Annotated in this window: 19 protein-coding genes; 13 read left to right on the top strand and 6 right to left on the bottom strand. The window is 72.0% G+C overall.

Annotated elements, in window-relative coordinates:
* Positions 1-120: 120 nt before the first annotated feature.
* The gene (locus ABZ725_RS30230; protein WP_358805687.1) at positions 121-942 is read left to right on the top strand and encodes a serine hydrolase domain-containing protein; all 822 of its coding nucleotides are present in this window, start codon (positions 121-123) and stop codon (positions 940-942) included.
* A gap of 12 nt (positions 943-954) precedes the next feature.
* Here ABZ725_RS30230 and ABZ725_RS30235 read toward each other — a convergent pair whose 3' ends face one another.
* Entirely contained in the window at positions 955-1,620 is a 666-nt protein-coding gene (locus ABZ725_RS30235; RefSeq protein WP_358805904.1) for a pirin family protein, read from the bottom strand.
* A gap of 61 nt (positions 1,621-1,681) precedes the next feature.
* On the opposite strand from ABZ725_RS30235, the gene ABZ725_RS30240 reads away from it, so the two are divergent.
* The 5 genes from ABZ725_RS30240 (at position 1,682) to ABZ725_RS30260 (ending at position 6,594) form a co-directional block, all read left to right on the top strand.
* Positions 1,682-2,887, top strand: a complete 1,206-nt coding sequence (locus ABZ725_RS30240; RefSeq protein WP_351909113.1) for a helix-turn-helix domain-containing protein — start codon at positions 1,682-1,684, stop codon at positions 2,885-2,887.
* A gap of 89 nt (positions 2,888-2,976) precedes the next feature.
* Positions 2,977-3,894 carry an ACP S-malonyltransferase gene (locus tag ABZ725_RS30245; RefSeq protein ID WP_358805688.1) on the top strand — a complete coding sequence of 306 codons (918 nt, stop codon included), beginning with the start codon at positions 2,977-2,979 and terminating at the stop codon, positions 3,892-3,894.
* A gap of 9 nt (positions 3,895-3,903) precedes the next feature.
* The gene (locus ABZ725_RS30250) at positions 3,904-4,905 is read left to right on the top strand and encodes a ketoacyl-ACP synthase III (protein ID WP_358805689.1); all 1,002 of its coding nucleotides are present in this window, start codon (positions 3,904-3,906) and stop codon (positions 4,903-4,905) included.
* An 82-nt stretch (positions 4,906-4,987) separates the two neighbouring features.
* Positions 4,988-5,236 carry an acyl carrier protein gene (locus ABZ725_RS30255; protein WP_351909107.1) on the top strand — a complete coding sequence of 83 codons (249 nt, stop codon included), beginning with the start codon at positions 4,988-4,990 and terminating at the stop codon, positions 5,234-5,236.
* A 77-nt stretch (positions 5,237-5,313) separates the two neighbouring features.
* Positions 5,314-6,594: a beta-ketoacyl-[acyl-carrier-protein] synthase family protein gene (locus tag ABZ725_RS30260; protein ID WP_351909105.1), complete on the top strand. Its 1,281-nt coding sequence runs from the start codon at positions 5,314-5,316 to the stop codon at positions 6,592-6,594.
* Positions 6,595-6,738: 144 nt separating this feature from the next.
* On the opposite strand, the gene ABZ725_RS30265 is transcribed toward ABZ725_RS30260, so the two are convergent.
* Positions 6,739-7,233 carry a DUF3145 domain-containing protein gene (locus ABZ725_RS30265; protein ID WP_358805690.1) on the bottom strand — a complete coding sequence of 165 codons (495 nt, stop codon included), beginning with the start codon at positions 7,231-7,233 and terminating at the stop codon, positions 6,739-6,741.
* Between the two features lie 264 nt (positions 7,234-7,497).
* Between ABZ725_RS30265 and ABZ725_RS30270 the strand changes: the two genes are divergently transcribed.
* Positions 7,498-8,400, top strand: a complete 903-nt coding sequence (locus ABZ725_RS30270) for an SGNH/GDSL hydrolase family protein (protein ID WP_351909101.1) — start codon at positions 7,498-7,500, stop codon at positions 8,398-8,400.
* Positions 8,401-8,426: 26 nt separating this feature from the next.
* A complete protein-coding gene (locus ABZ725_RS30275) occupies positions 8,427-9,404 on the top strand; it encodes an aldose epimerase family protein (protein ID WP_358805691.1) in 978 nt (325 codons plus the stop codon).
* Positions 9,405-9,668: 264 nt separating this feature from the next.
* Here ABZ725_RS30275 and ABZ725_RS30280 read toward each other — a convergent pair whose 3' ends face one another.
* On the bottom strand, positions 9,669-12,116 hold the full coding sequence (locus ABZ725_RS30280; protein ID WP_358805692.1) for a glycoside hydrolase family 3 C-terminal domain-containing protein: 2,448 nt from the start codon (positions 12,114-12,116) through the stop codon (positions 9,669-9,671).
* A 158-nt stretch (positions 12,117-12,274) separates the two neighbouring features.
* Between ABZ725_RS30280 and ABZ725_RS30285 the strand changes: the two genes are divergently transcribed.
* Positions 12,275-12,844: a TetR/AcrR family transcriptional regulator gene (locus tag ABZ725_RS30285; protein ID WP_358805693.1), complete on the top strand. Its 570-nt coding sequence runs from the start codon at positions 12,275-12,277 to the stop codon at positions 12,842-12,844.
* Between the two features lie 16 nt (positions 12,845-12,860).
* Here ABZ725_RS30285 and ABZ725_RS30290 read toward each other — a convergent pair whose 3' ends face one another.
* A complete protein-coding gene (locus ABZ725_RS30290; protein ID WP_358805694.1) occupies positions 12,861-13,262 on the bottom strand; it encodes a RidA family protein in 402 nt (133 codons plus the stop codon).
* Between the two features lie 58 nt (positions 13,263-13,320).
* Here ABZ725_RS30290 and ABZ725_RS30295 point away from each other — a divergent pair, with 58 nt between their 5' ends.
* Positions 13,321-14,295 carry a LysR family transcriptional regulator gene (locus ABZ725_RS30295; RefSeq protein WP_358805695.1) on the top strand — a complete coding sequence of 325 codons (975 nt, stop codon included), beginning with the start codon at positions 13,321-13,323 and terminating at the stop codon, positions 14,293-14,295.
* Positions 14,296-14,372: 77 nt separating this feature from the next.
* A complete protein-coding gene (locus ABZ725_RS30300; protein WP_358805696.1) occupies positions 14,373-15,653 on the top strand; it encodes a pyroglutamyl peptidase in 1,281 nt (426 codons plus the stop codon).
* Here the strand turns inward: ABZ725_RS30300 and ABZ725_RS30305 are convergent.
* Together ABZ725_RS30305 and ABZ725_RS30310 are read right to left on the bottom strand one after the other, a co-directional pair.
* Positions 15,625-16,239 (bottom strand): LysE family transporter, encoded by a 615-nt coding sequence (locus ABZ725_RS30305; protein WP_358805697.1) that lies wholly within the window; start codon positions 16,237-16,239, stop codon positions 15,625-15,627. The genes ABZ725_RS30300 and ABZ725_RS30305 overlap by 29 nt on opposite strands.
* Positions 16,236-17,027 (bottom strand): EI24 domain-containing protein, encoded by a 792-nt coding sequence (locus tag ABZ725_RS30310; RefSeq protein WP_358805698.1) that lies wholly within the window; start codon positions 17,025-17,027, stop codon positions 16,236-16,238. Before ABZ725_RS30310 ends, ABZ725_RS30305 begins: the two co-directional genes overlap by 4 nt.
* 179 nt (positions 17,028-17,206) lie before the next feature.
* Between ABZ725_RS30310 and ABZ725_RS30315 the strand changes: the two genes are divergently transcribed.
* Together ABZ725_RS30315 and ABZ725_RS30320 are read left to right on the top strand one after the other, a co-directional pair.
* On the top strand, positions 17,207-19,780 hold the full coding sequence (locus tag ABZ725_RS30315) for a M14 family zinc carboxypeptidase (RefSeq protein WP_358805699.1): 2,574 nt from the start codon (positions 17,207-17,209) through the stop codon (positions 19,778-19,780).
* Positions 19,777-20,979, top strand: coding sequence for a serine hydrolase domain-containing protein (locus tag ABZ725_RS30320; RefSeq protein WP_358805700.1), 1,203 nt, complete (start codon positions 19,777-19,779; stop codon positions 20,977-20,979). Before ABZ725_RS30315 ends, ABZ725_RS30320 begins: the two co-directional genes overlap by 4 nt.
* The last annotated feature ends 94 nt before the right edge of the window (positions 20,980-21,073 follow it).

The raw sequence follows: 21,073 nt of genomic DNA on the forward strand, positions 1-21,073 counted from the left end.
CGAAGCAAGCGGAATCGGTAAGAAAACCGAGGGACGCGGCTTGATCGCGCCTGCTGGCCGTCAATCCCGAGCCGGACCCCTTGATGGAGCTGCCGCTGTGCGGCGCATAGGCTCGACCGCATGTCGCTGAAGAGCCTCGCCTTGATCGAGAACTGGCCGGTTCCCTCCGCCTCGGCGGGGGTCGTACGGGCCGACGGCACGGTCCTGGGGACCCATGGCCCGGTCGGACAGCGCTTCCCGCTGGCCTCGGTCACCAAGCCGCTCGCCGCGTACGCGGCCCTCGTGGCGTACGAGGAGGGCGCGGTCGAGCTGGACGAGCCGGCCGGTCCGCCCGGGGCGACCGTCCGCCATCTGCTCGCGCACACCTCCGGGCTCGCCTTCGACGAGCATCGGGTGACCGCCCCGCCTGGTGAGCGACGGCTGTACTCCAACGCCGGGTTCGAGCAGCTCGGCGACCACATCGCGAAGGCGACGGACATCCCGTTCGCGGAGTATCTGCGGCAGGCGGTGCTGGAGCCGCTGGGGATGACGGCGACCTCGCTGGCGGGCTCCCCGGCGAAGGACGGCGTCTCGACGGTCGAGGACCTGCTGCGGTTCGCGGCGGAGGTGCAGGCGCCCCGGCTGCTGGATCCGCGGACGGTGGCGGCGGCGATGAGCGTGCAGTACCCGGGCACGAAGGGCGTCCTGCCGGGGTACGGGCACCAGAACCCCAACGACTGGGGTCTCGGCTTCGAGATCCGCGACTCCAAGTCACCGCACTGGACGGGAGGTTCGTCGTCCCCGCGGACCTTCGGCCACTTCGGCCAGTCCGGCACGTTCCTGTGGATCGATCCCGAAGCGGGCGTCGCCGCGGTCGCGCTGACGGACCGGGCGTTCGGGGCATGGGCGGTCGAGGCCTGGCCGCCGTTCACGGACGCGGTACTGGCCGAGCTGCGAGGCTGAACCGCCTCGCCCTCAGTCGTCGCCTGACGGGCTGAAGACCCAGGCCAGCAGTTCGGCGTCGGTCGCCCCTTCCGCCTCCAGATCCTTCGCGTCCGTGACCCGGGCCGCGTCGCCCGGGCCCAGCCGTTCGCCGTCCAGGAGCACTTCGCCGCTGACCACGTGGACGTAGACGTGCGGCGCGTCCGGCACCGCCGTGCGTTCCCCTGCGGCCAGGCGGCGTACGTGGAGCATCGCGCCCGCCTCCGGGACGGCGTACGGGGTGGAGTCCGCGATGCCGTGGACCATCTCGTAGGCGGGGTCGCCGCCGGGGTCCAGCGGGGCCAGCCACATCTGGACGAAGGTCAGGGGCGTGTCGGCGTCATTGCGCTCCACGTGCCTGACGCCGCCCGCCGAGCTGAGCCGCTGCACGTCTCCGGGGCGGACCCGGGTCTCGTGGCCGGCCGAGTCGCGGTGGGTCAGCTCGCCCTCGACCACCCAGGTCACGATCTCGGTGTGGCTGTGCGGGTGCTCGTCGAAACCGGCGCCGGGGGCGAGCCGCTCCTCGTTGCAGGCGATCAGCGGACCGAAGCGGAGGTTGTCGGGGTCGAAGTGCGGGCCGAAGGAGAAGGCGTGCCACGACTCGACGCCTGCGGCCGGGTCCCCGCCTCGATAGCGCTCGTCGGCGCGCCTCACGTCCATCACGGGACCACGGTAGACCCGGCGGCACACTCCGCCGTCCCGATAAGGCAGTCTTGTCCACGTGCCCGAACCCGAAACCAGTCACCCCGATCCCGCGGCGCACGCCGTCCACTCCCACCCCGCCACGCTGAAGCGGCTGGAGAAGTCCTCCGGAAGTCTCGCCGCCCAGGCCATCGCGCGGATGGACGAGACACTGTCGTGGTACCGGGCGATGCCCCCGGAGAACCGTTCCTGGATCGGGCTGGTCGCCCAGGCGGGCATCGCCGCCTTCACCGAGTGGTTCCGGCATCCGGACGCCCCTCAGGCCATCTCCACCGATGTGTTCGGCACGGCGCCGCGTGAGCTGACGCGGGCCATCACGCTGCGCCAGACCGTCGAGATGGTGCGGACCACCATCGAGGTCATGGAGTCCGCGATCGACGAGGTCGCGGCGCCGGGCGACGAGAACGTGCTGCGTGAGGCGCTCCTCGTCTACGCCCGGGAGATCGCCTTCGCCACCGCGCAGGTCTACGCCCAGGCCGCCGAGGCCCGTGGCGCCTGGGACGCCCGGCTGGAGTCGCTCGTCGTGAACGCCGTGCTGAGCGGCGAGGCCGACGAGGGGGCCGTGAGCCGGGCCGCCGCACTGGGCTGGAACTCTCCGGAGCATGTGTGCGTCGTCCTCGGGACCGCCCCCGAGGGGGACTCCGAGCTGACCGTCGAGGCCATCCGGCGGGCCTCGCGGCACGCCAAGCTCCAGGTGCTCACCGGGGTGCTCGGCACCCGGCTGGTGGTGATCGCCGGCGGCAGCGACAACCCGCTCGCCGTCGCCAAGTCGCTGATCGGGCCGTTCGCCGCCGGGCCCGTGGTGGCCGGGCCCGTCGTGCCCGATCTGCTCGCCGCGACCCGGTCCGCACAGGCCGCCGCGGCCGGGCTCAAGGCCTGTTCGGCGTGGCAGGACGCACCCCGGCCGGTACTGGCGGACGATCTGCTTCCGGAGCGCGCGATCGCCGGTGATCCCGGTGCGCGCGATCAGTTGGTGGAGGAGATCTACAGACCGCTCGAGGAGGCCGGATCGGCGCTCCTGGAGACCCTCTCCGTATATCTCGAACAGGCGTCCAGTCTCGAAGGGGCCGCGCGGATGCTCTTCGTTCACCCGAACACCGTGCGCTACCGGCTTCGACGTGTGACTGACGTCACCGGTTGGTCGCCTTCGGATGTACGCTCCGCGTTCACGCTCCGGATCGCACTGATCCTGGGGCGTCTGGTCGACGGCGATCCCCAGACCTAGCCTTTTGTCGGGGCTCCACAAAACCCCCTGCCGTTCTTCGTCCCTGTCCCCACGGGCGGCTTCGGCCGTCCCCAAGAGAGAGTGTGAGAGTGCTCGTACTCGTCGCTCCCGGCCAGGGCGCCCAGACGCCCGGCTTCCTGACTCCTTGGCTCGAACTGCCCGGCGCCGCCGCCCGTGTCGCCGCGTGGTCGGACGCCATCGGCCTGGACCTCGCCCACTACGGCACGCAGGCCGACGCGGACGAGATCCGTGACACCGCGGTGGCCCAGCCGCTGCTGGTCGCCGCCGGAATCCTGTCCGCCACGGCACTCGGCGACGTGTCCCCGGGCGCGGTCGCGGGCCACAGCGTCGGCGAGTTCACCGCCGCCGCCTTCGCCGGCGTCCTCGACGACACCGTCGCGCTGGACCTCGTCCGCAAGCGCGGCCTGGCGATGGCGGACGCCGCCGCGATCACCGAGACCGGTATGTCCGCCCTGCTCGGCGGCGACCCCGAGGTCTCCCTCGCGCATCTGGAGAAGCTGGGGCTGACCCCGGCCAACATCAACGGCGCGGGCCAGATCGTCGCCGCGGGCACGCTGGCGCAGCTCGCCGCGCTGAACGAGGACAAGCCGGAGGGCGTCCGCAAGGTCGTCCCGCTGAAGGTCGCCGGCGCCTTCCACACCGTGCACATGGCGCCCGCGGTCGAGACCCTCGCCAAGGCCGCCACGGAGGTCACGCCGGCCGACCCGACGGTCCGTTACCTCTCCAACAAGGACGGCCGGGCCGTCGCCACCGGCGCCGAGATCCTGGACCGGCTGATCGGCCAGGTCGCCAACCCGGTCCGCTGGGACCTGTGCATGGAGACCTTCAAGGAGCTCGGCGCGACCGCGATCATCGAGGTCTCCCCCGGCGGCACGCTGGTCGGCCTGGCCAAGCGCGCCCTGCCCGGTGTGAAGACGCTCGCGCTCAAGACACCCGACGACCTCGACGCGGCTCGCGAACTCATCGCCGAGCACGGCGTCGCCTGAGGAGCTCTGATGGCGAAGATCAAGCCCAGCAAGGGCTCCCCGTACGCGCGCATCCTCGGCGTCGGCGGCTACCGGCCCACCCGGGTCGTCCCCAACGAGGTGATCCTCGAGACGATCGACTCGTCCGACGAATGGATCCGCTCGCGCTCGGGCATCGAGACCCGGCACTGGGCGAACGACGAGGAGACCGTCGCCGCCATGTCGGTCGAGGCGTCCGGCAAGGCGATCGCCGACGCCGGGATCACCGCCGCGCAGATCGGCGCGGTGGTCGTCTCGACCGTCTCGCACTTCAAGCAGACCCCGGCCGTGGCCACCGAGATCGCCGACAAGCTCGGCACGAACAAGGCCGCCGCGTTCGACATCTCGGCGGGCTGTGCGGGCTTCGGCTACGGTCTGACGCTCGCCAAGGGCATCGTCGTCGAGGGCTCGGCCGAGTACGTCCTCGTCATCGGCGTCGAGCGGCTGTCCGACCTCACCGACCTGGAGGACCGCGCGACGGCCTTCCTGTTCGGCGACGGCGCGGGCGCGGTCGTCGTCGGACCCTCCGCCGAGCCGGCCATAGGCCCGACCGTGTGGGGCTCCGAGGGCGACAAGTCGGACACCATCAAGCAGACCGTGCCGTGGACGGACTACCGCGACGGCGTTGTCGCCAAGTTCCCCGCGATCACGCAGGAGGGCCAGGCGGTCTTCCGCTGGGCCGTGTTCGAGATGGCGAAGGTCGCCAAGGAGGCGTTGGACGCCGCCGGCATCACCGCCGACGAACTCGACGTCTTCATCCCGCACCAGGCCAACGAGCGGATCATCGACTCGATGGTGAAGACTCTCAAGCTGCCGGAGTCCGTCACGGTCGCCCGTGATGTGCGCACCACCGGCAACACCTCGGCCGCCTCGATTCCGCTCGCAATGGAGCGACTCCTGGCGACCGGTGAGGCGAAGAGCGGCGACACCGCGCTCGTCATCGGATTCGGGGCGGGTCTCGTCTACGCCGCGACTGTCGTTACCCTCCCCTAGGCACTCCGTGCCGGATCACCCGGTCCGGCACGGGAAACACCCCTTGCCACACCCTCTGGAAAAGCAAAGAAGGAGCGCCAAGATGGCCGCCACTCAGGAAGAGATCGTCGCCGGTCTTGCCGACATCGTGAACGAGATCGCCGGCATCCCGGTTGAGGACGTCCAGCTGGACAAGTCCTTCACCGACGACCTGGACGTCGACTCGCTGTCCATGGTCGAGGTCGTCGTCGCCGCCGAAGAGCGCTTCGACGTCAAGATCCCGGACGAGGACGTCAAGAACCTCAAGACCGTCGGCGACGCGACGAACTACATCCTCAAGAACCAGGCCTGATCCACCGGCCCTGGGCTGAACTGCCCCGCCACCCGGCGGTGGCGCCGCTGAATCCTCGTAACTTGGAGAATGAATCCGTGAGCCCGACCAATCGCACCGTGGTCGTCACCGGTATCGGCGCAACCACACCGCTGGGTGGCGACGCAGCCTCTACCTGGGAGGGTCTCGTCGCCGGCAAGTCCGGTGTCAAGGTCCTGGAGCAGGACTGGGCGGCCGATCAGGCCGTCCGTATCGCGGCCCCGGTCGCGGTGGAGCCTCTTGAGGTCATCCCCCGGCCGCAGGCCCGCAAGCTGGACCGCTCGGCGCAGTTCGCGCTGATCGCGGCCCAGGAAGCCTGGAAGGACGCCGGCTTCACCGGCAAGGCCGGTGAGGACGGCAGCGACGGCAAGGTCGACCCCGACCGGCTCGGCGCGGTCATCGCCTCCGGCATCGGCGGCGTGACCACCCTCCTCGACCAGTACGACGTGCTGAAGGAGAAGGGCGTCCGCCGCGTCTCCCCGCACACCGTGCCGATGCTGATGCCGAACAGCCCGTCCGCCAACGTGGGTCTGCTCGTGGGCGCCCGTGCCGGTGTGCACACTCCGGTCTCGGCGTGTGCGTCGGGCGCGGAGGCCATCGGCTACGCCATCGAGATGATCCGTACCGGCCGCGCCGACGTCGTCGTCGCCGGTGGCACGGAGGCGGCGATCCACCCGCTGCCCATCGCCGCGTTCGGCAACATGATGGCGATGTCCAAGAACAACGAGAACCCGCAGGGCGCCTCGCGTCCCTACGACGTCGCCCGCGACGGCTTCGTCATGGGCGAGGGCGCCGGCGTGATCGTCCTGGAGTCCGCGGAGCACGCGGCCCAGCGGGGCGCCCGCGTCTACGCCGAGGCCGTCGGACAGGGCATCTCCGCCGACAGCCACGACATCGTGCAGCCGGAGCCCGAGGGCCGCGGCATCTCGCACGCGCTGCAGCACCTGCTGGACAGCACCGACCTGGACCCGGCGGAGATCGTGCACGTCAACGCGCACGCCACGTCGACGCCGGCCGGTGACATCGCCGAACTGAAGGCGCTGCGCAAGGTCTTCGGCGACGACGCGGACCACATGGCCGTCTCGGCGACCAAGTCGATGACCGGCCACCTGCTGGGCGGCGCGGGCGGCGTCGAGACCGTCGCGACGGTCCTCGCGCTGTACAACCGGATCGCTCCGCCGACCATCAACGTCGAGAACCTCGACCCCGAGGCCGAGGCGAACGCGGACATCGTCCGCGGCGAGGCGCGCAAGCTGCCCGTCGAGGGCCGGATCGCGGCCCTCAACGACTCGTTCGGGTTCGGTGGGCACAACGTCGTCTTGGCGTTCCGGACCATCTGAGACGTTTCGTGAACGGCGATTGGCCCGCACCCCTGGTTGGGGGCGGGCCAATCGCCGTTCTGGTGTGCGTTGTCGGCCGGGTGCTGGCCGGTGGGGCTTCTCGCGCCCCGCGGCGGAGCCGCATATCGATACAGCCCCGCGCCCCTAAACGACCTGGTGCAGCCAGCGGACCGGGGCTCCCTCTCCCGCGTACCGGAAGGGTTCCAGTTCGTCGTCCCAGGGCTTGCCGAGGAGTTTGGAGAGTTCGGCTTCCAGGTCCGTCTCGCCGCGCCGGCTGCGGAGCAGAGCCGCGCGCAGGCGGTCCTCGGGGATGAGGATGTCGCCGTGGATTCCGGTGACGGCGTGGAAGATGCCGAGGTCGGGGGTGCAGCTGTAGCGCTCGCCCTCGGCGGTCGCGCAGGGCTCCGCGGTGACCTCGAAGCGGAGCATCTGCCAGCCGCGCAGCGCGGAGGCGAGCTTGGAGGCGGTGCCGGCCTGGCCCTTCCAGGAGAACTCCGAGCGCCAGGTGCCGGGCGCGGCGGGCTGCCGGATCCAGTCGAGGCTGACGCGCGTGCCGAGCACCCCGGCGACGGCCCACTCGACGTGCGGGCACAGCGCGCGCGGCGCGGAGTGCACGTACAGAACTCCACGTGTCGTCACCGGGACCTCCGGACAGAGCGGGACAGTCTTGCAGGCTGGCATGGCTGCGGTGGCAGGCAGCCGCGTTGATGGCGAGGCTACCGTGCGGCGGCGCAAGGAGTGTGACGTACCGTCGGTCCCGGTGCCGTGAACCACCGCCATTCACTCGGCAGGACGCCTGTAGTGGCGTGAAGCGTTCCATCTTGTGGGTGTGATTCGCCGGGAACTCCCGTGCGTTGTCATAACGGGGGGGCGTCGATCGAAGAGCGAGGGGAACACCGGCGGATGCGGAAACGGAAACGGCACGCGCGGGCCGTGCTCGCGGGTACGACGGCGGCCGTCCTGGGCCTGGCCGGCTGCGACGCGTTGGGGGGCGGCGACGACTCGGGGGCTTCGGGCACCCAGGCTCGGCAGGCGAAGCCGTCCCCGTCGCCGACCCCGGTGTGGGACTCCACTCCGGACTCGGTCGCGGCGGTGGGCGACTCCATCACCCGTGGCTTCGACGCGTGTACGGTCCTCGCGGACTGTCCCGAGGTGTCCTGGGCGACGGGCAGCAGCACCGAGGTGAACAGTCTCGCGGTGCGGCTGCTGGGCGCGGCGAAGGCGGCCACGCACAGCTGGAACTACGCGGCGACCGGGGCGCGGATGGCGGACGTGCCGGGGCAGATGGCGCAGGCGGTCGCCGAGAAACCGCAGTTGGTCACGGTGATGGCGGGCGCGAACGACGCCTGTCGCGCGTCGACGGAGGCGATGACGCCGGTGGCGGACTTCCGGGCGGAGTTCGAGGACGCGCTGAGCACGCTGCGCCGCGCGCTGCCGAAGACGCAGGTGTACGTGGCGAGCGTGCCGAACCTGAAGCGCCTGTGGTCGCAGGGGCGGACGAACGCGCTGGGCAAGCAGGTGTGGAAGCTGGGCATCTGTCCGTCGATGCTGGCCGACGCGGACGCGCTGGACTCGGCGGCGACCCTGCGGCGGGACACCGTGCAGAAGCGGGTGGAGGACTACAACACGGTGCTGAAGGAGGTCTGCGCGAAGGACGTGCGGTGCCGGTTCGACGGCGGCGCGGTGTACGACTTCCGATTCGGCACGGACCAGTTGAGCCACTGGGACTGGTTCCATCCGAGCAAGGACGGACAGGCGCGGCTCGCGGAGATGGCGTATCGAGGAGTCACCGCGCAGGCCTCGTGACCTGGGCCTGCCCTAGAGTTTTGCTCATGAGCGAACACTTCGGAACACTTTCCGACGGCACCCCGGTGCACCGCTGGACCCTGGAGCGGGCGGGCACCCGGGTGCGGGTGCTGTCGTACGGCGGGATCGTGCAGTCCGTCGAGGTCCCGGACCGGGACGGACACGCGGCGAACGTGGTGCTGGGGTTCGCGGACCTGGACGGCTATCTCGCGCACCCGGAGCCCTACCTCGGCGCGTTGATCGGCCGGTACGCCAACCGGATCGCGCACGCCCGCTTCCCGCTGGACGGCGTGACGTACGCGCTGGAGCCCAACAACGCGCCCAACTCCCTGCACGGCGGGTCGCGCGGTTTCGACAAGCGGGTGTGGGAGGTGCAGCCGGTCGAGCACGGGCTGCGGCTGAGCCGGGTCGCCGCGCACGGCGAGGAGGGCTTCCCGGGCCGTCTGGAGGTCTCGGCGACCTACACGCTGGACGCGTCGGGGGCGCTGCGGTTCGTCTACCGGGCGGTCACGGACGCGCCGACGGTGGTGAACCTGACCAACCACAGCTACTTCAACCTCGGCGGGCCCGGGACCGGCAGCGCGGGCGGTCACGAGCTGCGGCTGGCCGCCTCCCGGTACACGCCGGTGGACGCCGACCTGATTCCCACGGGTGAGCTCGCGCAGGTGGCGGACGGCCGCTTCGACTTCCGCGCGGCCCGCAAGGTGGGCGCCGGCTACGACCACAACTTCGTGCTCGACAAGGGCGTCACGGACACACCGGTCGAGGTGGCGGAGCTGCACGATCCGGCGTCCGGGCGGGTGCTGACGGTGGCGACGACCGAGCCGGGGCTGCAGCTGTACACCGCCGACCACCTGGGCGAGCCCTTCGTGCCCGGCGAGGGGGTCGCGCTGGAGACGCAGGCCTTCCCCGACTCCCCGAACCGGCCGGAGTTCCCGAGCACCGTGCTGCTGCCGGGCGCGGAGTACCGGTCGGAGACGGTGTACGGCTTCTCGGTGCGCTAGGCGCTCCGCTGGGGCCGCCGCGATGTGCCGTCGTTTCGCCGCGGCGCCATCGTGGCCGGTCGCTCCCCCACTCTCGGCTGCGCTCGAGCGGGGGGACCCCCATCGCGGCGGAGCCGCAGATGTCAGCGCCCCGCGCCCCTTCAGGGCGCTGCCGCACCGCAGCCGACTTCGCCCGACCCGCTTGGGCCGCCGGGAAAAAGATGTTGCCCCGGTCCAGGGGTCAGGTCCCGGACCGGGGCTGTTCGTGGGGCGGCGGGCGCCAGGTCACACGTTAATCGTCGCGGTGATCCTACGGTCGGCGATCGAGCGACCCACCTGGATTTCGTACGAACCCTTCACAAAGAACCATCGGTGATCCGCCTCGTCCCACACCTCGAAGGCGCGCTGCGGGATGTCCACGGTGACCTCGACGCTCTCCCCCGGACCGGCCTCGACGGCGGCGAAGCCGGCCAGCCAGCGGGCGGGGCGGTCGGGCGCCGGGCGGTCGGCTGCCGGGGCCGGTCCGATCGGTGCGAGATAGACCTGCACGACCTCACGGCCCGTGCGCTCGCCGCTGTTGCGCAGCCGCACCTTGACCGTGGAGCCCGTGATGGCGACCGCCTCGTACGTCCAGTCGGTGTAGCCGAGGCCGTGGCCGAAGGGGTAGGCCGGGGTGCGGTGCTCCTTCTCCCAGGCGCGGTAGCCGATGAAGACGCCCTCGGTGTAGGGGAGTTCGCCGTCGGTGGGGGTGACCTCGGTGACGGGGGCGTCGGTGAGGGAGCCCCAGGTGGTGGGCAGGCGGCCGCCGGGTTCGTGGGCGCCGGTCAGGACGTCCGCCAGCGCCGCGCCGCCCTCCTGGCCGGGGAACCAGGTGAGCAGGACGGCGGCGACGTCCTCGCGCCACGGCAGCTCCACCGGGGAGCCCGCGTTGACGACCACGACGGTGTTCGGGTTGGCGGCGACGACGGCGCGCACCAGGTCGTCCTGTCGGCCGGGGAGGCGGAGGTCCCTGCGGTCGAAGCCCTCGGACTCGACGCGGTCGGTGGTGGCGACCACGACGACGGCCGTGTCCGCGGCTCGCGCCGCCTCGGCGGCCTCGGCGATCAGCTCGTCGGGGTCGCGCTGCGGGCCCTGGTGGGCCAGGGCGAAGGAGATGACCTTGAAGGGGATGTCCTCGGGGAGCGCGAAGACATGGGTGAGGGAGACCTCGACGGGTTCGCCGGCGGTCAGTTCGGCCTGGGCGCGGGGGGCCGGGGCGCCGAAGAACGCCTCGAAGGGGTCGGTGCCGTCGGCGGGGAGCTGGACGTCGTCGAAGTACGTCGTCCCGGCGACGGTGAGGGTGAAGGCGCCGGTGCCCTTGATGCCGAAGGTGTGCGGGCCGCTCTCGCGCGGGGTGAAGACGCCGGTCAGCTCGACGGTGTGGAGGTTGTCGTGGGTGACGCCCGTAGGGAGGTCCGAGCCCATCCACTGGATCAGGCCGCCCGGCGCGGAGCCGGCGCCGATGATTTCCCCGGCCGCGTCCCGGCAGACCGTCCGCAGCTCGAAGCCCTTGCCTGCGACCGCGAGTTCGGTGGTGGGGTCGGCGCCCACGGCGTAGGTGAGGGCGCCCTCGGGGAGGGCGGCGGTCAGGCCGTCCAGCGGGGAGACCGTGTGGGCCGGGAAGACGGTGGCCGAGCCGCCGCCGAGGACGCGGGCGTCGCGGGCGGCGGCGCCGATGAGGGCGACCGTGCCGGGCCTGAGCGGGAGCGCGTCCGCCTCGTTGCGGACCAGGACGAAGGAGCGGCGGGCCAGTTCGTGGGCCAGGGCCTCGCCGTCGACCGGGGCGGGAAGCGCGGTGACGGCCGGTTCGGCGTCCGCGAGGGCGCCGACGCGGGCGGCCAGGCGCAGGACGCGGCGTACGGCGTCGTCGACCTCGGACTCGTCGAGGCGGCCGTCGCGTACCGCCCGGGCCAGTGCGGGGCCGTAGACGGTCTGCGGGCCGGGCATGGCCACGTCCAGGCCGCCGCGGAGCGCGCCCACGGTGTCGCGGGCGGCCATCCAGTCGGAGACGTTGAAGCCGTCGAAGCCCCATTCGCCGCGCAGGACCTCGTTCACGAGCCGGTGGTGCTCGGTCATCGTCGTGCCGTCGACGCTGTTGTAGGCGGTCATGACGCCCCAGGGGCGGGCGTGCTCGACGATGGCCTCGAAGGGCGCGAGGTACAGCTCGCGCAGGGCTCGTTCGCCGACGAGGTTGTTCACAGTGAAGCGGTCGGTCTCGGCGTCGTTGGCCACGAAGTGCTTGACGGTGGTGCCGACGCCGCCGGACTGGACGCCGTTGACATAGCCCGCGCCGATCACACCGGTGAGGTACGGGTCCTCGCTGTAGGCCTCGAAGTGGCGGCCGCCGAGCGGGGAGCGGTGCAGGTTGACCGTGGGGGCGAGCAGCACGTGGACGCCCTTGCGGCGGGCCTCCTGGGCGAGCAGGACGCCCGCGCGGTGGGCGAGTTCCGGGTCCCAGGCGGCGGCGAGGGCGGTCGGGGAGGGCAGGGCGACGGACGGGTCGTCGGCGGTCCAGCGCACGCCCCGGACGCCCACGGGGCCGTCGGACATGACGAGGGAGCTCAGGCCGATCTCGGGCAGCTCGGGCAGCGACCACACGTCCTGGCCGGCCAGCAGCCGGGTCTTGGCGTCCAGGTCGAGCTTGCCGAGAGCACTCTCGACGGCCGCCTCCCGATCCTCCTCGGTTCCCGCCATGCGGTGCCTCCTCGTTGAGTGACGTGCCGTGCCGATCCGTGCCGTGCCGGTGCGACGCCTTCATCGTGCACCTCCATCCTGCACGGTCACCTGTAGAGCGGTAGGTTTCGTTATCCAGCCGTTACATTCAATGGCTCGGATGCCGCTACGGTGACGGCATGAGCGGGCGTACCAGGAGCCAGGAGCGGCGGGCCGAGATCGTGCGGGCGGCCCTGGAGGTGATCGCCGAACGCGGTTACCGGGGGGCGAGCCTGGCGGCGGTGGCCGAGCGGGTCGGACTGACCCAGCAGGGGCTGCTGCACCACTTCCCGACGAAGGACGCGCTGCTGGTGGCGGTGCTTCAGGAGCGCGACCAGTGGGACGCCGTGCCGGACACCCGGTGGCGGGTGGATCTGCTGGTCTCGCTGGTCGAGTACAACGCGATGCGGCCGGCCATCATCCAGACCTTCTCGGCGTTGCTCGGCGAGAGCGTCACGGAGGGGCATCCGGCGCGGGAGTACTTCACCGAGCGGTACACACGGGTGCGCGCCACCATGGCGGCGGTGCTGCGCGCCGGGTACGGCGACCGCCTCCCGAACGGCCTCACCCCGGAGCGCACGGCCCCGCTGCTGGTGGCGGTGATGGACGGTCTGCAGTTCCAGTGGCTGCTGGACCCGGAGTCGGTGGACATGCCGGGCGCGTTCCGCGACTTCCTGCACCTGCTGGGCGAGGAGCCGGACGGGCCCTAGGCGGCCCTGGGCGGCCCTAGCCGCCGGTCACCGCCGCCACGACCTCGATCTCGATCTGTGCCTCCGGCCGGAACAGCCGCGGCACCTCGAAGGTCATGCTGGTGGGCGGGGTCCCGGTGAGGAACTCCCGCCGCACGGCGCCGTATTCCTCGAGGCGGGAGATGTCGGTGAGGTACGTACGGATGTTGATGACGTCGGCCAGGGTGGCCCCGTGGGCCTTCAGCAGGGCGTCGATGGTCTCGAACACGCCCCGGCTCTGCTCGGCGAGTGTCGCGCCCTCGGCGATCTGGCCGGAGAGGAACAGCAGGGCGCTGCCGTCGGCCTGCCGGACGCGGGCGACCTGGGAGTAGTAGGGGCTGAGTGGTTGGGGCGCGCCGGCGGGGTTGTCGAGGGTGACGTGCGGTGCGGTCTTCTCCATGCCGTCGACGCTAGGTCCGTCCCGGTGATGCGACAAGCGAATGTCTAGCATGGCAGCCATGCCGAACTCGCATGGAGAGCATGGAACATATGACACGCCTGGGCCGCGGTTCCCGGAGACCGATCTGTCCACCCTGTGGCTGCGGGCGTTCCTGGAGGTCGCGCGGGGCGGGTCGTTCACGGGGGCCGCTCGGACACTGGGGTGGACGCAGTCCGCGGTGTCGCGGCAGATCTCCTCGCTGGAGGGGGCGTTGGGCGGGGGGCCGCTGTTCGACCGACTGCCCCGGGGGGTGCGGCTGACGGAGGCCGGGCGGGCGTTGGTGCCGTACGCGGAGTCCGTCGCCGAGGCCGTGCAGGGGGCGCGGCGGGAGCTGGCCGCGCTGCGGGAGGGCGCGGGCGGGCGGCTGCGGTTCGGGGCGTTCCCGACGGCGGACGCGGCGCTGGTGCCGCAGGCGCTGGCCGCGTTCGGGGCCCGCTGTCCCCGGGTGCGGGTCACCCGGGAGGAGGGGCTCACGCCGGCCCTGCTGGAGCGGCTGGACGCCGGGCACCTCGACCTGGCGGTGGTGTCCACGACCGGCCGCACGGCGTTGGAGTCGTACGCCCTGCAGCACCTCCTGGACGAGTCCCTGTACGTCGCCGTGCCGGCCGGGCATCCCCTCTCGGGTCGCCGTCGGCCGGTGCGGCTGGGCGAACTCGCCGACGCCGACTGGGTCTCCGGGTCCGCGCGGCCCGAGGGCACCCTCCTCGACGCCGCCCTGCGGGAGGGCTTCCGGCCGCGGGTGGCGCATGTCGTCGCCGAGTGGACGGCCAAGCAGGGCTATGTGGCCGCGGGTCTCGGCGTCGCCCTGGTGCCGGCGCTCGCCGCCGCGTCCGTACGGCCGGACGTCGTGCTGCTGCCGGTACGCGACGAGGGCGCCCCGGCGCGGGCGGTGTACGCGGCGACGCAGCGGGGACGCGCGCTCGCTCCGGCGGCGGAGGCGTTCGTCGCCGCGCTGCGGGAGGCGGCGGCCGCGATCCCTCGCGGCATGGCGTAGACCACTCCCGTCACGGGATACTTCCGTCGTCCCACACCCACGCTCTCCCCCACAGCGACGGAAGGACCTCAACCCCCGTGCATTCCATACGAGTTCGCGTCGGTTTCCTCGGCCTGGCCCTGTTGGCCGGGCTCTCCTCCCCCAGCGCCGCGACCGCGGCCGAGACGGCGCCCGCGCCCACCGTCGAGGAACAGCGACTGGCGGGGGCCGTTCCTCAGGAGATCCTCGCCCGGTCCGGGTTCGACGCGGTGGCTCCGCGGTTCGCCCGGCTGTTGCAGGCCTCGCACTCCTACGCCCAGGCCCGGCGGCTCGTCGACCGGGAGGGCGCGGCCCTGTGGCGGCGGGCCGTGGACCGGGTGCAGGGGCGCGGTCCGGCCGGCGGGGACCTCAGCCGGGACGACGACCGGCCGCTGTACTGGGCGCGGCTCGGCATGACGAGCGAGGTGCGCACCTGGGAGCCCGCGTTCACGGTCACCGAGCGCCAACGGACCGCGCTGCTCGACGCCTTGGAGCGCACCTCCCGCGGCCAGAGCGACATCCGCTACCCGGCCCATGCCAAGGGGCTCAAGCGGGTCCTGGTCACCGGCTTCGACCCGTTCACCCTGGACCGGGACATCCGGATCTCCAACCCGTCCGGGGCCACCGCGCTCGCCCTCGACGGCACGGTGATCCGCACCGCGGACGGGCCGGCCCGGGTGGAGACGGCCGTCTTCCCGGTGCGCTGGCAGGACTTCGCGGAAGGGACCGTGGAGCGCACCCTGCGGCCGTATCTGCCGCACGTGGACCTGTTCACGACCGTCAGCCAGGGCCGCGTCGGCCGGTTCGACGTGGAGCGCACCAACGGGGCCTGGCGCGGCGGCTTCCCCGACAACGACAACATCGGGCGGACGGAGACGGTCCCGGTCGCCGACCCCGCCTCGCAGCCGCAGTGGACGACCACGACCCTGCCGTACCCCGCGATCGTGGCGGCGGACACCGGCCGGTTCCCCGTCTACGACAACACGAGCGTCACGGAGATCCCGGCTGGGGGTACCTCCCAGGCTTTTGGCACTGGGGGAGGCACGGCTCCGGTGGTGCGGCCGGACGGGCCGACGGCGGGGTCGACCGCGCGGGCCGGGGGCGGCGGGAACTACCTCTCCAACGAGATCGCCTACCGGGCCACCCTGCTGCGCGACCGGCTGGGCCTGCACGACAGCCTGCCGGGCGGGCATGTGCACACGCCGGTCCTGCAGTTCGGGGCCGGCAACACCACCGAGGTGACCGATGCGGAGTTCGTGCGCAACCGGCTGGACATCGTCGCCCAGGTGCGGGCGATCCTGACCGTGGCGGTCAGTGCGACGGAGCGAACGCGAGGCTGACGCCCAGGCCCGCCAGGACCGAGCCGATGACCTTGTTGAGGACCTTCTGACCGCGCAGCATCAGCGTGCGCATCCGGTCCTGGGAGAAGAAGACGGCGACCACACCGAACCACAGCAGGTGGGCCAGCGACATGAACAGGCCGTAGCCGACCTGCTGGTGGGCCGGGGTGCCGGGGCTGACGACCTGGGAGAACGTCGAGACGACGAACAGGGTCGTCTTGGGGTTGAGGACGTTGGTGAGGAAGCCGGTGCGCAGCGCGGCGAGCGGGGTCAGCTCGGTCTTCCCGGTCAGATCGATCTCGACCTCGCCGCGGGTACGGAAGGTGCGGACGCCGATGTAGACGAGGTAGGCGGCGCCGACCAGCTTGATGATCGTGAAGAGGAACGTCGAGGACGCGATCAGCAGGCCCACGCCGAGCATCGTGTACGTGACGTGCACGAGGACGCCCGCGGCGACTCCGGTGGCCGCGAACAGTCCCGTACGGCGGCCGTAGAGATAGCTGTTGCGGACGATCATCGCGAAGTCGGCGCCGGGGGCGATGACGGCCAGCACGGTGATGAGGGCGACGGCGAGCAGCTCGGTCATGACGTGACGTTCTCCTCTTCGGGCGCGACCGCTTCCTCGCGGATCTCCTCGCCGAGCAGTTCGCGGGCCAACAGGGTGGCGCCCGCGACCGCGCCCGGCATCAGGAACACCGCGGCGAAGGGGACCAGGAAGGCCAGGCCCAGGGGTGTGCCGAAGCCCCAGATCAGGGTCTTGCGGGAGCGGAACAGGGCGAGTCGGGCGCGCAGGTCGACATCCCGGCGCTGGAGGGCGACGGCGGCGAGTTCCTCGGTGAGGAAGAAGCCGGTGACCATGAACCCGATCACCGGGACGACGGTCTGGCCGACGACCGGGATGAACCCGAGGGCGAACAGCAGCACCGCCCACACCAGGGCCCGGGCCAGGACCCGGAGGCTGTCGCGGGCGGAGATCCACAGTTCGCGCCAGAGCGGCAGCCCGGACTCCGGGGCGATGCCGTCGGGCGAGACGTCCCGGTCGACCGTCTCGGAGAGGCTCTCGTAGAACGGCTGTCCGATGAGCAGGGTGACCGCGGTGAAGGTGAGGACGGACAGCAGGAGGCCGAGGGCGAACAGCACGACGGTGAGGAAGCCGCGGAACAGGCCGAGCCAGGGGCTCGACCAGTCGTCGGCGAACGGCGTCGCCCAGCCGACGAAGTCCTCGCCCCACACCGCGAGCGCCACCAGCGCCGCCGCGTAGAGAACGAGCGTGATCAGGCCGGGAACGAGCCCGAACCCGTACTGCCTGCCGTGCCGGGCCACCCACCGTTGGCCCTTCAGGAGGTATCTGAACCCCACCCCGAGATCGCGCATGCCCGAACCCTATCGGTCGTGCTCGAACAGCCCTCCTCGGCCGTCCGGTAGGCCATCCGGTGGGCCATCCGGGGTATCGGTGACACCAACACCCTCTTGTTGCAGTTGAGTCGAACGGGTACACCTCGCCGTACCGCTCTTCGGAAGCAACGATCTCGGCAAGTCCAGAGGAGGTACACGTGCGTACCACGAGCACCTACCCTGCCCGACCTGTTCTGATCAGCGCCCTCGCGCTCGCCGCGACGGGCTCTCTCCTGCTCACCCCCCACCCCGCCGGCGCCGACCCGAAACCCGTCACCCGGGAGGGTTCCGCGGGTTCCGCCCTCGACCGCACGGCCGCCGCCTCCCCGCAGAGCGCGGCTCAACGCGCCCTGACCGCACCGGCGGCAGAGAGGACCGGCGTCCGCGGCTACCCGCGCAGACAGACCCTCGCCGCCGATCCCGAGAACCCCGCCGACAAGTCCCTCAAGCTCGGCCTCACCCCGTACCACGCCATCGCCCCGAAGCTGAACGCCCTCCAGGCCCTCGGCGACCGGGTGAGCGTGGAGGTCGCGGGGCGGTCGGCGGGCGGGCACCGGCTCTATCTGGTCACCGTCACCGCCCCGGAGACCGTCCGTCAGGCGCAGGCCCAGGAACGGATGCGCGAGCTCATCGAGAACGCTCCGGTCACGGCGGCCCGGAGCAAGGAGATCAAGGCCGGCTACAAGGCCCCGGTCTTCTTCAACAACAACATCCACGGCAACGAGTGGGAGGGCACCGACGCCTCCCTCGCCCTCATCGAGCGCCTCGCCACCGCGAACGACGCGCGGACGAAGGACTTACTCGCGCACAGCCGCCTCTACTTCAACATCACGGCCAACCCGGACGGCCGGATCGCCGGAACCCGGGCGAACGCCAACGGCTTCGACCTCAACCGGGACTTCGTCACCGCCTCGCAGCCCGAGGCGCGCGCGATGCGGCAGATCGAGATCGACAAGCAGCCCGCCGTCATGCTGGACCTGCACGGGTACGTCAACGGCACCCTCATCGAGCCGACCACCCCGCCGCACGGCGAGAACTACGAATACGACCTCTTCCTGAAGAACACCTACGCCAACGCCCTCGGCATGGAGGCCGCCGTCAACGGCCTCGGCTACACGCCCGCCAAGGACGGCGTGCAGCCCGCCCAGATCCCGTTCCGGGACCAGGAGGAGGGCTGGGACGACTGGCCCCCGATCTTCACCCCGCAGTACGCCGCCTTCCACGGCACGGTCGCCGCGCACACGGTGGAGATCCCGTTGGTCGTCAACAACTCCGCCTACAACACGCTGCCGGTGACGGAGCTGCGCCGGCGTTCCGCCGTCAACGTGGACGTGGCGGGGGCGGCCCTGCGCGCCACCCTCGACTTCGTGCGGACCCACCGCGCCTCGCTGGTCGCCGACCAGATCGAGGTGTTCCGGCGCGGCTCCGTCGGCGCGGCGCAGGTGCCGGTGTCGGCGCAGACCGTCCCGGGGGTGCCGGGCATCGGCCCGGAGGACGTCTACACGACGGCCTTCCCGCGCGCCTACGTCCTCCCGGCGGGCAAGGCATCCACGGCCACCGCCCGTCTCGTCGACCATCTCCTGGCCAACGACGTCCGTGTCACCCGTGCCACGCGCGCGTTCCGGCTCGGCGGGCGGACGTATCCGGCGGGCTCCTACGTCGTCGATCTGCATCAGCCCAAGCGGGGAATGGCGAACGTGCTGCTCGCCGACGGGCGGGACATCAGCGACAAGGTGTCGGTGATGTACGACATCTCGGGCTGGAGTCTGGGGCGGCTCTGGGGAGCCGAGGTCGTGCCGGTGACCGGCGGCGGCCTGGCGGGGCTCGCCCTGCGGCCCGTCTCCGCCGCGGCCCCGGTCGCCGCCGTCGCCCCGCGCGGCGACCTGCGGCTGCGGCTCGACGACCCGAGCGCCGTGGCCGCGCTCAACTCCCTGCTGCGGCAAGGGGTTCAGGTACGACGGGCCGCGGACGGCAGCGTCGTCGTGCCCGCGTCGGCGCGCGGACAGGCAGGTGTCGCGGCACGGGCCTACGACGTCTCCTTCACGGCCGCGGGACTCACCGGCACGACGACCGCGCTGCATCCGGTGCGCGTCGCCGCCGCCGTCACCCCGGGCGAGCTGTTCGCGCTGCGGGAGATGGGCTTCGACGTCACGCCCGTCTCGACGGCTGTCCTCGACGCGGGCTTCGACTGGTCGTCGGTGGACGTGCTGTTCGTGTCCACCGGGCTCGACCGGGCCGCTCTCGGCGCGTCCGCCCGGAACGCCCTGGACGCCTTCCTGGCCGGTCACGGTCTGGTGGGTCGGGGCGTCGGCGGAGCCTCGGTCGGCACCGGCGCCGGGCTGCTGGACGTCACGGCCGTCGAGGGCAACGGGGATGCCAACGGCGTGGTGCGGGTGGTGGGTTCGGGCGGTCCGGTGACGGCCGCGGCACCCGGTCACAGTTTCGTCTACGCACCGGTCTGGTTCACCGGTCTCGGCTCCGGGGTGCGCGTCGAGCAGTCGTACGCCACCGGGAACCCGCTCGTCTCCGGCCACTGGCGGGCCCTGGCCGACGGCTCGGGCGGACCCGCCGCCGCGGCCGGACAGCCGGCGGTCGTCAGCGGGCCGCATGCCGTCCTGTTCGGCACGGAACCCCTCTTCCGGGATCACCCGAAGGGCGAGTTCCCGCAGGTCGCACAGGCGTTGATCACCATGGCTCACGCAAGCAGCGGGCTGGTTGAGGAGAACGGATGACTCGATTGACTCGGACGACCAAGGAGATCCACGGCACCGTCGCCGACGGATTCGAAGCGGTGCGGGAGGAGTTCGCCGCCTTCGTGGCGGAGGAGGCGGCGCAACGGCCCGACTACGAAGGCCAGTTGTGCGCGTATGTGCACGGCCGGCGGGTCGTCGACCTGTGGGTGCCCGGTGCCGACGCCGACTCCCCCGGCTCCCCCGATGCCGCCGACTCCCTCTACGGCGTCTACTCGTCGACCAAGGGCGCCGCCCATCTGGTGGTCGCGCTCCTCGTCCAGGAGGGCACCCTGGAGCTGGACCGCAAAGTCACCTACTACTGGCCGGAGTTCGCCGCCGAGGGCAAGGGCGCGCTGACCCTGCGCGAACTGCTCGCCCACCGGGCGGGCGTGATCGGCACGGACGGCGGGTTCTCGCCGCAGGAGCTGGCCGACGACCGGCAGCTCGCCGAACGCCTGGCCGACCAACGGCCGTTCTGGCGTCCGGGCACCGCCTTCGGCTACCACGCGCTGGTCATCGGGGCGCTCACCGGCGAGGTCGTACGGCGGGCCACGGGCCGTACGCTCCAGGAGGTGTACGAGGAGCGGGTGCGCGCCCCGTACGGGCTGGACTTCTTCCTGGGGCTGCCGGCGGTGCACGAGCCGCGCTTCAAGGCCGCGCAGCCGATGGCGCCGACCGCCGAGCAGCGGGCGCTGCTCGACTCCCTGCCCGGCGGGCCGCACACCCTCGCCGCGGTCGCCTTCAACCGCCATACCGCCGAGCCGACCGACCTCGAACTCCTGCCGAACGACCCCCTGATCCGAGCCAAGGGGCCGGCCTCGGTGGGCGGGGTCGCCTCGGCGCGCGGGCTGGCCGGGCTGTACGCGGCGGCGATCAGCGAGGTCGACGGGAAGGCGCCGCTGCTGAAGGAGGACACGGCGGCGGAGTTCGGGCAGCTGCACTCCGTGGGGTACGACGTGGTGGCGCGCACGCACAAGTCGTACGGGCTGGGCTTCCAGGCGACCGCGGACACCTGGTACCCGTTCCTGGGCGTCGGGGCGTTCGGGCACAGCGGGGCGGGCGGCTGCCAGGCGTTCGCGGACCCGCGCAGCGGGCTGGCCTACGGCTACACGCGGCGCCGGTTCGCCTTCCCGGGCGGGGCGGCCCCGGAGAACGAGCGGCTGGTGGCGGCCGTGCACCGGGCGGCACTGGCCGGCTGACGGCAGGGCGAAGGCCGCACTCCTGGAAGAACGTCGTCCAGGGGTGCGGCCTTCGTCGTGCGCATCAGAGTCGGATCAGGGCCGGATCAGGGCC

Origin of the sequence: Streptomyces sp. NPDC006872 (assembly GCF_040635845.1) — a bacterium.
Classification (GTDB): Bacteria; Actinomycetota; Actinomycetes; order Streptomycetales; family Streptomycetaceae; genus Streptomyces.

Coding starts and splice junctions, on each gene's coding strand:
- ABZ725_RS30270 (WP_351909101.1), top strand. CDS start 7,498: ATGCGGAAACGGAAACGGCACGCGCGGGCCGTGCTCGCGGGTACGACG.
- ABZ725_RS30275 (WP_358805691.1), top strand. CDS start 8,427: ATGAGCGAACACTTCGGAACACTTTCCGACGGCACCCCGGTGCACCGC.
- ABZ725_RS30285 (WP_358805693.1), top strand. CDS start 12,275: ATGAGCGGGCGTACCAGGAGCCAGGAGCGGCGGGCCGAGATCGTGCGG.
- ABZ725_RS30250 (WP_358805689.1), top strand. CDS start 3,904: ATGGCGAAGATCAAGCCCAGCAAGGGCTCCCCGTACGCGCGCATCCTC.
- ABZ725_RS30280 (WP_358805692.1), bottom strand. CDS start 12,116: ATGGCGGGAACCGAGGAGGATCGGGAGGCGGCCGTCGAGAGTGCTCTC.
- ABZ725_RS30295 (WP_358805695.1), top strand. CDS start 13,321: ATGCCGAACTCGCATGGAGAGCATGGAACATATGACACGCCTGGGCCG.
- ABZ725_RS30255 (WP_351909107.1), top strand. CDS start 4,988: ATGGCCGCCACTCAGGAAGAGATCGTCGCCGGTCTTGCCGACATCGTG.
- ABZ725_RS30290 (WP_358805694.1), bottom strand. CDS start 13,262: ATGGAGAAGACCGCACCGCACGTCACCCTCGACAACCCCGCCGGCGCG.
- ABZ725_RS30320 (WP_358805700.1), top strand. CDS start 19,777: ATGACTCGATTGACTCGGACGACCAAGGAGATCCACGGCACCGTCGCC.
- ABZ725_RS30230 (WP_358805687.1), top strand. CDS start 121: ATGTCGCTGAAGAGCCTCGCCTTGATCGAGAACTGGCCGGTTCCCTCC.
- ABZ725_RS30305 (WP_358805697.1), bottom strand. CDS start 16,239: ATGACCGAGCTGCTCGCCGTCGCCCTCATCACCGTGCTGGCCGTCATC.
- ABZ725_RS30310 (WP_358805698.1), bottom strand. CDS start 17,027: ATGCGCGATCTCGGGGTGGGGTTCAGATACCTCCTGAAGGGCCAACGG.
- ABZ725_RS30235 (WP_358805904.1), bottom strand. CDS start 1,620: ATGGACGTGAGGCGCGCCGACGAGCGCTATCGAGGCGGGGACCCGGCC.